Origin of the sequence: Paenibacillus sp. FSL M7-0656 (genome assembly GCF_038003225.1) — a bacterium.
Lineage (GTDB): Bacteria > Bacillota > Bacilli > Paenibacillales > Paenibacillaceae > Paenibacillus > Paenibacillus amylolyticus.
In genome coordinates this window covers 6,684,862-6,697,852 of the sequence record NZ_JBBOOT010000001.1, presented here as the reverse complement: position 1 = coordinate 6,697,852, position 12,991 = coordinate 6,684,862, and the positions used below count along the sequence as shown (strand labels likewise).

Sequence of the window (12,991 nt, the reverse complement as noted above, 5' to 3'; positions counted from 1 at the left end):
GAAACTAGAAATAATTCACAGTTAAGCCCCAAAGGGAGCTTAACTGTGAATATAAGAAATATTTGAACTATTTAGAAGTTACTTCCCCAAGAACCAGCCAATGAGAAACCTTTTTCATTCAGAAAATGATAGGGGCCATAAATACCACTCCAAAATGGTCCATGTCCATCAATGGATACTCCTCCACCAAAATAATAAGCATCCCAAGCAATTTTAGAGCAATATGTTTCCTTTTCGTAGGATCCAATTGTGTTTATCAAACCATATTTTACCACACTTTTATAATTTGTATAGTAGGAAGCAGCCCATGCACCCGCTTTGCTAGCTACACTTGAATTTGTATAACGCATAATCTTGGTATTCTTGTTTCTGCTTTTCCATGTAGAAATAGAAATTTTCTCTAGTGGCAAGTCGTAACCACCAATTGAGACAACACTTCCTCCAAGATCCGTTACAATGCCAGCATGTCCTGTCAGACCTTTTGAACTAGTACTGTTGGTTACTAGTACGTCACCAACACGAATAGGTGTAGAAGTTCCTGGATAATACTCATCCGGTATTGCGAATACTCCTACGGAGTCATCCTTCTGTTCTGTGATTACAGTATTATTGTTATTAAAATCTGAGGCTCTCGCTGCCGGAGATTCAGTAATTTGTTGTTCGGCATATGTAGTAGTTTCTGCACTAGCCATACCGATAGAAAAAATAGAGAAGATCATTAGCAACAAGAAACTAGTTAACAATTTTGTTTTTTTCATTATTTATCTCCAAAATGAGTATATTTCGAACTTCGGCCGATGTCGATAAAGGAATAATATTACAATATAAAATATATGTAAATAGTAGAATACACCTATTAATAATAACAAAAAAGGATATTATTAGGTTCCGATATCAAAACCCGGTATTCCACCCCAGATAATTTGAATCGAATGAAGCTTTACTATTGGCTTATATATGATTTAAGTCCCATTAAGTACTATAGCTTGGATTCGGATTTTTAGGATGTATCCCATTTTTTGATAATCACTATTCCAAATAACTGTTCGCTATCCATATGATAGCAAAATAATACTTATATAGATTTATTCACTGAAACAACTAAAAGGTAATGTCACATTGGGGTACAGAAAAAGAAAGTACTGTCCTTAAGCTCAAGCTACTATGATTAATTTTCCCACTAACTGTCTTATGTAAAAAACCCTTTTGAGCTACAGACGGAAGGAACGAATTCCTTTTGCTCAAAAGGGATGGATAAATAACGTTAAAACTCGTCTTGTATGTTGTAACTGTATGTCTTGTTTATGCATGTTCTCGCTTAATACTATTCCTTCTTTTCATCCTTGCGCGCAAGCGGAATACCGTTCTCCTTGGCATACCATGCTTCATAATGATGCACAGCCACACCTGCAAATGAAGAATGAGAGGTACCCAGATCAAACACCTTTGCCATCTCTTCATTCATATTGCTAACCGGTTTACGGAAAAAGGTCAGGTGATCACCCTCTTGTGTATCCGCGAGTTCCGCTCCGATCCAGACTTTCTTGCCGAGATCATCCGCTTCGTCCAGTTCTTCCTTGGACAGATCATACATCTGCTGCCCACTATCCCGGTAAGCCATAATGGCCACCGCATCAAAGTGGGAGATCACCCAGCGACTGAATGTACCTCCTTCAGCCGACTGACGGGCATCAAGCCAGAAAGGAATGGCAGCGCTCATGTACAGTCCGGCATCCTCGCCGGCTTTTGTCCAGGCCTTCATGTTGTTCTGCCACTCTGCAATGACGCTGCTCTCCTCGTTCTCCCAGCGCTTCAACTGATACGGCTCCACATCCAGTTGAATACCTTGGAAGCGTTCATTCTTGGCCGAAGCTGCATTGTATGCTCTTACTCGCTCGATAAAAGCAAGTCCTTCATCCCGCTTCTCCTCATAGGCCCAGTCTGCATGACCGTTAAGTCCATGCACTTCAATCTCAGCCTGTCGGGCAGCCGCAATGAATTTGCGGTATGTTGAGTCAGGCAACTCATCCTGGATTTGCAGGAAGATGGTATCGACGCCCTGTTCTTTGGAGAAAGCAATAATCTCAGGTGTCTGCTCTGCAATAATGGACGCGTCCCACAGCCAGGTCGCTTTGTGTTCCTCTGCCGAGAACCATTTGAACATCCAGGACAGAAGCAGCAGGCACAACACCACAGCCAGAATAGCCCATTTCGCCATACCCACCAGCTTGCCCCGTTGCCTCATATATTTCCTCAGACGAGCAACGCTTCACTTGGTTCAAGCACAGGATGCTGTACCGAGTGACCAATTTTGTAGATATGCGGATGTGTGTACGAACGGAACGCATTACGTGTATCCAGAATCGGCACACCCATCTCGGCAATATCAAAGTAAGGCAAATCGCTGTGGTTGGTGATCAGCACGATGCAATCGTACTTCTTGAACTGCTCCAGATTGAACGCTTCGCTGTGTACGGTCTCGCCATGTTTGTCCTGGAAGGAATCCGCATGTGGATCGTAGTAGCTAACGTTAGCTCCACTTTCCTTGAACAGTTCATATACTTCCAGTCCTGGTGATTCACGCAGGTCGGCAATATTCGGCTTGTACGACATGCCAAGGAGCAGAATATTTGATTTACGTACGGATTTAGCGTATTCGTTCAGAATCGTTGACGTTTTGTTCAATACATAATATGGCATGTTGTCATTGGTGGATTGCGCCAGCTCAATGAATTTGCTATAGAAACGGAAGCCTTTGGCCTTCCATGACAGGTACATCGGATCAAGCGGGATGCAGTGTCCACCGATGCCTGGCCCTGGATAGAATGGCATGAAACCAAATGGTTTCGTCGCCGCCGCGTCAATAACTTCCCAGATATCGATGCCCATGCGGTCACACATCATCGCCATTTCATTTACAAAGGCAATGTTCACACTGCGGAATGTGTTCTCCAGCAGTTTGGACATCTCAGCCACTTTTGGTGAAGATACCGGTACTACGGTTTCTACATATTTTCCATATAGCGCTGTTCCGAGCTTCAAGCAAGCTTCAGTTGTGCCCCCGATTACTTTCGGCGTATTAAATGTTGTGAAACGTCCGTTCGACGGGTCCACACGCTCAGGCGAGAAGCAGAGGAAATAGTCTTTACCTGCTTCTTGTCCGATCTTGTCCAGCTGCTGCTGGATCAGTTCTTCGGTTGTACCTGGATAAGTGGTGCTCTCCAGCGTAATCAGCATGCCTGGTTTCATGTGCAGTTTGATCTGATCCACAACCGTCTCGATGTAAGACGTATCCGGGTCCTGATTCTCACTAAGAGGTGTCGGTACGCAGATACTGAGGGCGTCGATCACACGCAGCATGCTGTAATCTGTCGTTGGCTGGAAACGACCGCTTTGCATTACTTTTTTCAACTCATCAGACGAAATATCGTGAATATAGGAATCTCCTTGATAGATACTTTCTACTTTGGACGCATCCAGATCAATTCCGATTACCGTGAAACCTTGATTGACCATTTCCACGGCAAGTGGAAGTCCTACGTAACCGAGCCCGACGACGCCGAGTACAGCTTCTTTATTTTCAATCGCATTCAGTAATGTGTGGAATTGTTGATTCTCCATGATATTCCCTCCGGGCAGTGTATTTGGTGGTGCTTAAAATCCATATAAATAGATGAGTGTCTGTGCTCTAAATGTTGCTCTAATCTATCTGATTCATAGTGTAAAAAAAGCTCTTACTTTGCACTTCACACAATCAGCTTATTCAAGCCGTCTTCTAATGCAGGCAGCGTCTGATTCGGGCATCCAGCTCTACAGGCGAGAACGGTTTGGTCATGTAATCATCGACTCCGCTGCGGAAGCATTGACTAATCGTCTGCTCGACACGTTGCTCGGTCAACACGACAATTTTGGGCGGCTGCTCCATCTCCAGATTCTGAATATGATGGATGAACGGCAGACCATCGATGCCATACAGATTCAGTTCGGTGAGCACCAGATCTGGTGTGACTTTCTCGATCAACTCCAGTGCAGCCAGTCCATCAACCGCTTCATAGGTTTCGTATCCCTGCATCTTCAACCGCAATTGCAGGAATTCGCGTACCGTCGGATCGTTGTCCACAATCAAAATTCGTTCCGGCTCGTCCGCCGTATTGTCCAGCGTGTAGATATGAATTTCCGACGAATCTACGAGCTTCGAGGACTCAGCCATATGCTGAATAGTTGCCTTCGAAGGGCGCTCCCCTTCCGGGAAACTGGCCAGTGTAATCTGTGGATCGGCACCGGGTACAGTCTCTTGCAACTCATGTTTGATCCGAAGTCCTTCATAATGAACTTCATCCAGTGACAAACCTGGCAACAGGACGGCAATCGCTTGGGTAGCCCCATCCTTCCACACCTGGAAGGCAGACTCACTCGTTTGTTCCAGATGTGTCCTGACCTGCTGCTCAGGTTGAGAGTTTCCTGCACAATGGATGAACATTAAGCCGCATGTTTCGGCACCCGTTTCCTTCAATCCCTGTTCTACACTTCGGTACACATTAACGGCAGCCTCACGCTGCAATGTCGCCGTATTTGGCATGTTCTTTTCCACCCTTCTCCTCGATTATCTATAAGTCCAAAAAATATTATTTACACTGACACTCCGATGACAGAACAGCCTTTCGATCACTGTTATCCCCAGATTTTTTGATTCCTTTATACAAGGAGAAATCCGGGGATAAAGGTATGCTTTCGATGCAGCTTTCTTTCAGAAAGCTTTTAGGTGCACGCTTCGCTTCTTCAGGCTTTTTCTGCCCTCTCCGTTATCGTGTAAATGTCTAGTTGGACATATAATTGCTTTGATTATTCTTTAATCAAGCGGCTTCGCTTGTTTTCTTCTCATCCTCGGACCAGCTTTGACGTGTCATGGTACCCCATGAGTTGTTGTTTTGCATGAACTGCACATGTCCCTGCAATCTCCACAGTACGCCGAGCTGGTGGTAACCCACGAATTTCAGCGCGGAGTAGACGAGCATTTTGACCAGATCGGAGAGTTTGTTGTAACGTTTGAAAGCAATCTCCTCCAGGACAAGTGCGCCTACACTCAGCAGATAACCACTCACAAAGTTCAGCAGTCCGAACAGAACCAGAATCGGCCATTGCGTCATATCCAGAAGGACATATCCAGCGAGAGCCAGAAGTCCGGTAATCCGGAAATACGGGTTGAGCGCTTCAAAAAGGACGTTATATGGCATGGTCACCATACCCATAACCTTATATTTTGGATTGAACAACATGCCACGATTCTCGATCATGTTCTTCAGATTCCCGCGGCCCCAGCGCTTACGCTGACTGGACAAGATCCGGTAGGAATCCGGTGCCTGCGTCCAACATACGGCCTCAGGACAGAAGGCAATGCGGTACTTCAATTTGTTTTCCAGCATGTAACGGTGAAGTTTGATGATGATGTTCATGTCTTCCCCAGGATAACCATCCCGGTATCCACCTACGGCGATTACAGCGTCCTTACGGAACATACCGAAGGCACCGGAGACAATGATCAGACCGTTCATGTGACTCCAGCCAATCCGTCCACCCAGGAAGGCTTTGAGATATTCAATCGACTGGAACATGGGCCAGATCTTGCGTGGCAGCGATACATCTTGCACTGCCCCGTTTTCAATTTTGCAGCCATTGGCGATCCGTACATCTCCACCGATGGCTACCGTCTCTTCCGGATTCTCCATATACATCCGTGCCATGCGGATGAGGGCATCTTTCTCCAGCAACGAATCAGCATCGATGGAAGAGATCAACGGATAATGGGACAGGTTGATCCCGGCATTGAGGGAATCGGCCTTACCGCCGTTTTCTTTGTCAATGACATACAGATCCGGGAACTCTGGATTATGGTAGATCCCACGAATTTTCTGACAGGCGATCTTGCCCCGAATCTTCGTATTGGGTACTGGCTTCAGACGATATTCTTCCAACAGGATATTCAGTGTCGCATCACTGGAGCCATCATTCACAACAATGACTTCATACGTTGGATAATTCAGCGTCATCAGGCAGTTCACATTTTCAATAATCGTCAGTTCCTCGTTGTATGCCGGTACCAGCAGAGAAACGGAAGGTACCAGTTCCGAGCCTGACAATGTATTGTATTTGGAATAATGCGACCGCCGGAAGATCGTCCAGATGTTACGGAACGATAAGGCCAGAATGGAAAAATAGAGCGTATTTACAAAAACAACATAGTAGATCGCGACCATGCCGTAGATTAATAGTAGATCCCTAAGCAGTGTAATCCCCTCCTACCGTAGCGACACCTGGACGTTTCTTGCTGGTTCTGTTCTCTCGTACAGGGCCAAAATAGCGATCGTACAGCAGTCTTTTTTTGTTATGTGCAATCATCTGCTCTACAGCTCTGTCATCGGTTCTCGTGTGCTGCATGGTACTCTCAATCTGCTGCATCGCAATCTCGCGCTCAGCAACTGTACCTTGCACCGCAGCCTGACACAGCGCTTCGAATCCCGGTTCACCGAGCTTGCTCAGACTCTCCGCACTGTTATATCGAACTCTCCAGTCTTCATCCCGAAGCGCTTTGCGCAGCAATGGAATGCTGCCAGATGCATGCTTGTAACCAAGCGCTTGTACCACTTCGGCGCGAACTTCCGGATCGGGGTCCTGGATCAGCTTCAGGATTGTCTCATCCCGGAGTGCCGGACTTGCGCTAAGATACAGCTTCACTGCCTCGGCACGTACATCCTGATGTTCTGCGCCTACCAGTCTGTCGAGTGCAGGCATCACTTCAGGTACAGCCTGTCCCCACATGGCAACCAGTCCGACTTTGACAAAATCAGGATTCCGGTCTTCCAGCAATTCAATTAGAATTCTGCTCGTATCCAGACTCGTTTCGAGCAGAATATCTGCTGCCAGATGGTGAATGGACTTACCTTTGGTTAACAGCAAAGCGAGCATGTCTTTCAGTTCACCTTGCCGAGTCGTACATCTGGAGATGGATCGACCAATCATAATGGCCATCGGGCCCGGTTTCTCATCCTTCAGTAATTCCATCAAACCCGGAACGGCTTCGGGACAACGCATGCCACCCAAGCGATAAGCCGCATCAATCTGGCGACCATAACGCAGACGGCCCAGTTCCTTCAGATCATGCTCTACGAATCCTGCTTCACGGCACAGTGCGATTAATTTGTCGCGATACTCACCCTTGAACTGGTCGATCCATTCAATCAGTCTGTCCTGAATGACTCTGCGTTCCAGCGGAGCCAGTTTGCCTGGTGGCAATCTGAGTGGACTATTCTCAGTCAAGGCTGTTTGCAGATAGGTGAAATAGTCACGCTGCTTCAATTCATAAAATGCCGTCTTACGTCGTTTGCCATTGTGGGACATTTTCATGGCAAACAATACGATGACGCCTACAACAACAAGTGCGATACAGATGTACAAAAACAGATAGGCCAAAGCCAAACTTGGAAACATGTGAAAAGGTCCTCCTTTATACTCATTTATTCGATCTGAAAACTAGGAATTTTTTCATAACTCTTCTTCATTTTTTCGTAGCTTAGCTTCAGGCGTTCACTATACTGCACCTGCTCCCAAGGCTGCCAGCTATATACCGGCAATGTCTTCAGATCCAGGGTCGTCTGTTCACCCCCAGGCCAAGATACTTTCTTCGTGGCGCGGTCCGTTAACCACGGAATGAGGGTAACGCCTTCCACAGCAACTGTGGAGAACTCACGTCCATTCTTGAGCGGTCCATAGTCGATCGCTTGCAGCGAACTCGGATCACCGAACCCAAGCAGCATCCAGGGAATTCGCATCTCCACCTGATTGCCGTTATACTGCCATGACGTTAATGAATCCGTATCAGGCTGGCCGGGAGCCGTCGTTCCTCGCTTCAATGTTCCGACCTTTTCATTCATGAACGGTTGAGCAGATCGGGTATCCGGCGGTGTCATCCTCAGGCTGACTGCCAGATTCCATGGGTGGAACGGATTATCTGCGGAATCTGACTGCTGATCTGGCAGCATATCGTATCCTTCTTTGCCGTACAGACGCTGATTAAAGTCATAATCCTTGGCAATCTCCACCTGTGATTCTTCATCCTGCCCCAGTGTAATCACTGTCTCAAGACCATCACTGAGTGTCCGGCCCGGGAGTAACTTGTCAGGCTGACTGCCTCCAGCAAGTGTATCTGTGCCAATTCGCAGCACTGTCTTCTCCGGGTCAAACGGTTGATCCAAGGTCAGCCCAATATACAGATAGGCTTCATCATGAGTCATCTTCATTTCCTGAATGCCGTCCACTTGGCCCTGCCAGGTCGTGACCTCTTCAACCTTCAGATCATCCCAGTCATCCAGTGATCCGTCGATGGTCAACTGTTCCTGTTTACCCGGGTCCATGGCAAGCAGACCAAACATCTTCTCGTTTGTCAGCACGTTCAGCCAATATGCACGGCGATCAGCCGGGATTTCCAGTGGCATCGTGTTCCATGTTTTTTTGAACCATTCATCCTGCCACATGAACACAATTGCTCCCGAGTATCCTTCATCATAGATATCCTGCGTCAGTGACGCGTCGATATCTCCCTGCTCTACTTCGTTATGTCCACCCTGATTCCGTCCTCCCATACCCAGATGGGAAATACCAAGAGAAGAGGGTACGCCATACTCTGTAATCATTACAGGCATATCGGAAAACTCGGCTTTCAGCTTGCGCAGATAACTTTTGTACGTGTTGTACTCACCGTTCTCATCCTTGATGGTTTGGAGCGTTTTATCGATATGGAACAGATCCGGGTAATACGGGTACACATGGTAGGCTGCAAAATAACCTCCCTGCCACGCCTCCGGCTGAATATGTCGGGCATCCACACTGACGAGATCCTCTTCATACAGCGGCTCGCCGGGATGATCCAGCACATCGGTCGTTACCCAGTTGGTGAAGGTCATCGGATGTTCCCACCCATACTTCTTCTCCAGGACCGCCGTATGATCCAGCAGCTCTGCCAGCCAGTTCTCGAACGGTGACGCTTCTGGACTCGCCGAGAAATGAACTCCCTTGTACTGCGGCACGTCCGCATGTTTTGCGTTTGTGTTGTCTACCATTGCCGGGTCCCATTCCGTCCCCACATGCCAGGCCATCAGGTATTTTCCTGCATTCGTTTTGTATTTGCCGCTGGACTCTCCCTGCTTGGCAGGAATGTCCGCATCGCCATAGACAGCAGATACGGCCTTTTCAATCTCCTGCTTGAACGTCTGCTCAATATGGGCCGCGTAGGCATCCTGTTTCTCAATCAGCTCTTCTTCAGGTGACCATATGCCCTGTATAAAATATAACGGTTGCTCCCGGCCGCGGTTATATTCGACTAATGCGGAGTAGAAAATCGGTTCGTGAACCGTGTATACCCGGATTACATTGGCTCCCAGATCCTCGATCTGCTGGAACCACCGCAAGTAATCCTCTTTGGTCAGCGGGAATTCTCCCGGGTAATGCCCCGGTGAAGTTGCGCCCAGGTTGACACCTTTGACGAACATCTCCCTCCACGTTCCATCTGGCCCGTATTCCATGAACCGGTCTCCATCGGTCTTGAATTTCATCTCCGTGCCGTTCTCCGCTGTGTACGTAACGAGCTTGGGTTGCATATAGTGCCATCCGGCAAATATTCCACCGGTCACCACCACTGCTCCTGTCAACACCGTTAATAACCAGCGTCTTCGTCTTTGTCTGCTCATGTCTTTAGATTGCTCACCTCTCTAATATGCATCCTGCTTCAACATCGAATGGTCCAACATGAAGTTTACGAATCTTTCCGCTTCGGATGTCCGCTTGGTAGAGATGTCAGCGGTGTAGTTCTCACTATAGCGCTAAGACTCTGCATTTGTAACTAGGCTGATGGAAGCAAACATGAAATGGAACATTCTGCCCATAATTCGTAAAAAGCGCCATCAACTAGCACCCGAAAGCCTCCAGGATACGACTGATTCCCAAACGCTAATATTTGCTGGAATCGCATGGATTAAATGGCCTGCTGATCTTGCACTTCTGGAACCTTTATTGTTATGTGCAACGCGGGTACAGGCAACGTTTGCCGTTTGAACACATACCCCATTAAACGCGAGTCATATGTTAAAGTTGCGGACCTTTTTACAGTATTAACCATAAAGATTACAAAATTGATACTATAGTCCGATAACGCATCAGCGATATTCCGCGTCACATCAAGGTTTTCTGAAAAATGCAGAAAACCAAAAAAGGACGTCAGTCCCCCTCTATAGGACTGTACCCATTTATAAACCTTTTACAAAAACCTAAATGAACGCCCGGTCATCACCCAGAGGTCACAGATCTCTCACATTAAATGTAAAAAAGCACATCTTATTTCCTAATTTCTGCCTCTAATATGGCTAACCCATAATTGTGTCCAATTTACAAAATAATTCCGGTTGCCGCATTTCGAATTGTCAGATATGCTTATAAAACAAGAACACTTGTTCCATACTGTAAATAAACTGTTAATTATCGATGTTCAAATGAAGATCATTGATGCTTAACAGATGAGCTTAGCATCACGGATAAGGAGAGAAGTCTTATGCCTCGCCAAGACAGACGTGTCATCATGCTGGCAGACTGCCAGTCATTCTATGCCAGTGTGGAGAAGTCTGCACATCCCGAATACAAGGACCGCCCCCTCGTAGTCGCGGGAGATCCGGCGCGCCGTTCGGGTATTATTCTTGCGGCCTGTCCACTCGCCAAGTCCTATGGAATTACGACAGCAGAACGACTGGGCGAAGCGCTCGCCAAATGTCCAGATGTTGTTGTTGTTCGCCCCCGGATGGCCGAGTACATTCGGGTATCCCTTCATATTACGCGTATCCTTCAGTCTTACACCGATCTGGTGGAACCCTATAGTATTGATGAACAGTTTCTCGATGTCACCGGAAGCCTGGATCTGTTCGGCAGTCCCGAGACGATTGCGCGCAGCATTCAATCGAGGGTGATGGATGAGACGGGTGTATACATTCGGATCGGCATCAGTGATACCAAAGTCGTTAGCAAGATGGCCTGCGATCTGTATGCCAAAAAAGTCCCCGGAGGCATCTGCACGTTGCCTCGCAAAGATCTGCCGTCCACCATCTGGCAGAAGCCTGTACGAGACATGTTCATGGTAGGTTCCCGCATGGCGCAGCATCTCTATAAAATGGGGGTCCATACGATTGGTGATCTGGCCCAGACCCCTCTGTCCCGACTGAGAGAACGTTGGGGTGTGAATGGCGAGGTACTGTGGCGTATCGCCCGTGGTATTGACGATTCCCCGGTCAAACCCGGGACCTATGCTCATCAGCAGCAGGGGATCGGACATCAAATGACGCTGCCCCGGGACTATGACTCCTGGGAAGATATCAAAGTGGTACTGCTTGAACTGGCGGAACTCGTCAGTCGACGTTCCCGTGACAAATCACTCATGGGCCATGTGGTCTCGGTTGGATGTCGCGGACAGGATTATGATCGGCCAACCGGTTTCTCCCGCCAGATGAAGGTGAATGAACCCACCAACATTACGGATGAAGTATACGATGCGGCAGCAGCTCTGTTCCTGCGCCATTGGGACGGATTACCCATCCGCCGCATCAGCGTGTCATTGACCGGACTTGTACCCGATTCCGAAGTGCAGCTGTCCTGGTTTGATGACCGCGAACGCAAAAGAGAACTGGAACGTGCCACGGATGATATCAAGCGCAGGTACGGAGATACTGCCATTATGCGGGCATCTTCCCTCTGCTCGTCCGCGCAAGCCCATGAGCGTTCTCATAAAATTGCAGGTCATTATAAATGAGTAAAAAATTGCAGCAAAACGGTATCTTCGAGTCCTCACGCATGATGCTCCCCGAACACCGGGAAGCTTACATTCTTCATCAGGAACAACTTGCTCCTCGTACCCGCCCATCTCTGGATGCCCAGGCCGCGGAAGAAATGTCCCGTTTGCTCAGCAACTCGATGATGCTTGGAGATAGGGCCATTATTACGTTGTTTCACGAACATGATGATATTCGTTACACGGGGCAAGTGCTTCGACTGGACCGTCCGGCTCGTACCCTCAGACTGCTGATGGAAGATGGGTCCCGGGATATTCAGATGAACCTCATTACAGATGTGGCCCTAGCCGATGACTGAAGGGAGATATACCCACCCCGATGTTGCGGATGTTCCATGATAGGTGCAGCATTGCCGTTGCCATGCAGGACTGTCTTCCTACACTCCCTGGTGAATACCAAAAGTAGCCGACGAGACATATCCAGACCATTCACTTCGTTCTAAAGAAGCAAAATATCGGATACGTGATTCATCGGCTACATATGAGGGTATAGTTTCTTTTTTTAAAAAACTTCTTAGAAAAAGCTCCAGTCGAACTCCTTGGACAGACGCTCGAGCAGATGCACGCCGGCAATACTGTTGCCTTTGCGATTCAGAGCCGGGCCAACAAGACCTATGCCGAATTGTCCCGGTACAAGGGTCAATATCCCTCCGGATACTCCACTTTTGGCGGGCAAGCCGACCTCGATGGCAAATTCGCCTGATGCATTATACATACCACAGGTGGTCATGAAGGTTTTGGCAATCTGAACATAGCGACGAGGGATGAGTTCTTCTCCCGTAATTGGATCTGTTCCATTATAGGCTAGAACGAGTGACATTCGAGACAGATCTGCACACGTCACTTCAATGGAGCAATGACGGAAATACACGGCAAGCACGTCTTCAACGTCATCCTTAATGACCCCGTTGTGCTTCAAAAAGTAGCCAAGTGAACGATTCATATGACCACTCTCCGATTCGGACTGGAATACCTCTTCGTTATAGCCCAGCTGATCATTATTCGCCAGTTTGCGGAAAAACTCCAGAATGCGGCGGGATTTCTCTTCGCTCATCTGTTCTGGTGAACATGGTGAAATTCCAGAATCGTTGAGATCAGGCCGGGTGAGGC

General features: G+C 47.7%; 10 protein-coding genes and 1 pseudogene. 3 read left to right on the top strand and 8 right to left on the bottom strand.

What is annotated here, in order from left to right:
• Positions 1–71: 71 nt before the first annotated feature.
• The 7 genes from MHI01_RS29255 to MHI01_RS29225 all read right to left on the bottom strand — a co-directional run bounded on the left by MHI01_RS29255 (position 72) and on the right by MHI01_RS29225 (position 9,740).
• Positions 72–758: a hypothetical protein gene (locus MHI01_RS29255; RefSeq protein ID WP_315372547.1), complete on the bottom strand. Its 687-nt coding sequence runs from the start codon at positions 756–758 to the stop codon at positions 72–74.
• 566 nt (positions 759–1,324) lie between these two features.
• Positions 1,325–2,218: a hypothetical protein gene (locus tag MHI01_RS29250; RefSeq protein ID WP_340984696.1), complete on the bottom strand. Its 894-nt coding sequence runs from the start codon at positions 2,216–2,218 to the stop codon at positions 1,325–1,327.
• A gap of 35 nt (positions 2,219–2,253) precedes the next feature.
• Positions 2,254–3,621, bottom strand: a complete 1,368-nt coding sequence (locus tag MHI01_RS29245; protein ID WP_036674926.1) for a nucleotide sugar dehydrogenase — start codon at positions 3,619–3,621, stop codon at positions 2,254–2,256.
• A 154-nt stretch (positions 3,622–3,775) separates the two neighbouring features.
• Positions 3,776–4,579 carry a response regulator transcription factor gene (locus MHI01_RS29240; RefSeq protein ID WP_036674925.1) on the bottom strand — a complete coding sequence of 268 codons (804 nt, stop codon included), beginning with the start codon at positions 4,577–4,579 and terminating at the stop codon, positions 3,776–3,778.
• 274 nt (positions 4,580–4,853) lie between these two features.
• Complete coding sequence (locus MHI01_RS29235; RefSeq protein WP_174806433.1) at positions 4,854–6,254, bottom strand: glycosyltransferase family 2 protein; 1,401 nt, start codon at positions 6,252–6,254, stop codon at positions 4,854–4,856.
• Positions 6,255–6,276: 22 nt separating this feature from the next.
• Positions 6,277–7,485: a HEAT repeat domain-containing protein gene (locus tag MHI01_RS29230; RefSeq protein ID WP_076328016.1), complete on the bottom strand. Its 1,209-nt coding sequence runs from the start codon at positions 7,483–7,485 to the stop codon at positions 6,277–6,279.
• A gap of 26 nt (positions 7,486–7,511) precedes the next feature.
• Entirely contained in the window at positions 7,512–9,740 is a 2,229-nt protein-coding gene (locus MHI01_RS29225; RefSeq protein ID WP_076328017.1) for a hypothetical protein, read from the bottom strand.
• Between the two features lie 172 nt (positions 9,741–9,912).
• On the opposite strand from MHI01_RS29225, the gene MHI01_RS29220 reads away from it, so the two are divergent.
• The 3 genes from MHI01_RS29220 (at position 9,913) to MHI01_RS29210 (ending at position 12,180) form a co-directional block, all read left to right on the top strand.
• Positions 9,913–10,104: a hypothetical protein gene (locus tag MHI01_RS29220; protein ID WP_076250913.1), complete on the top strand. Its 192-nt coding sequence runs from the start codon at positions 9,913–9,915 to the stop codon at positions 10,102–10,104.
• 493 nt (positions 10,105–10,597) lie between these two features.
• The gene (locus MHI01_RS29215; protein ID WP_340984695.1) at positions 10,598–11,842 is read left to right on the top strand and encodes a DNA polymerase IV; all 1,245 of its coding nucleotides are present in this window, start codon (positions 10,598–10,600) and stop codon (positions 11,840–11,842) included.
• Entirely contained in the window at positions 11,839–12,180 is a 342-nt protein-coding gene (locus tag MHI01_RS29210; RefSeq protein WP_340984694.1) for a YolD-like family protein, read from the top strand. Before MHI01_RS29215 ends, MHI01_RS29210 begins: the two co-directional genes overlap by 4 nt.
• Before the next feature lie 215 nt (positions 12,181–12,395).
• Here the strand turns inward: MHI01_RS29210 and MHI01_RS29205 are convergent.
• Positions 12,396–12,929, bottom strand: a pseudogene (locus MHI01_RS29205) (glutaminase); the annotation flags it as partial.
• Positions 12,930–12,991: the final 62 nt, after the last annotated feature.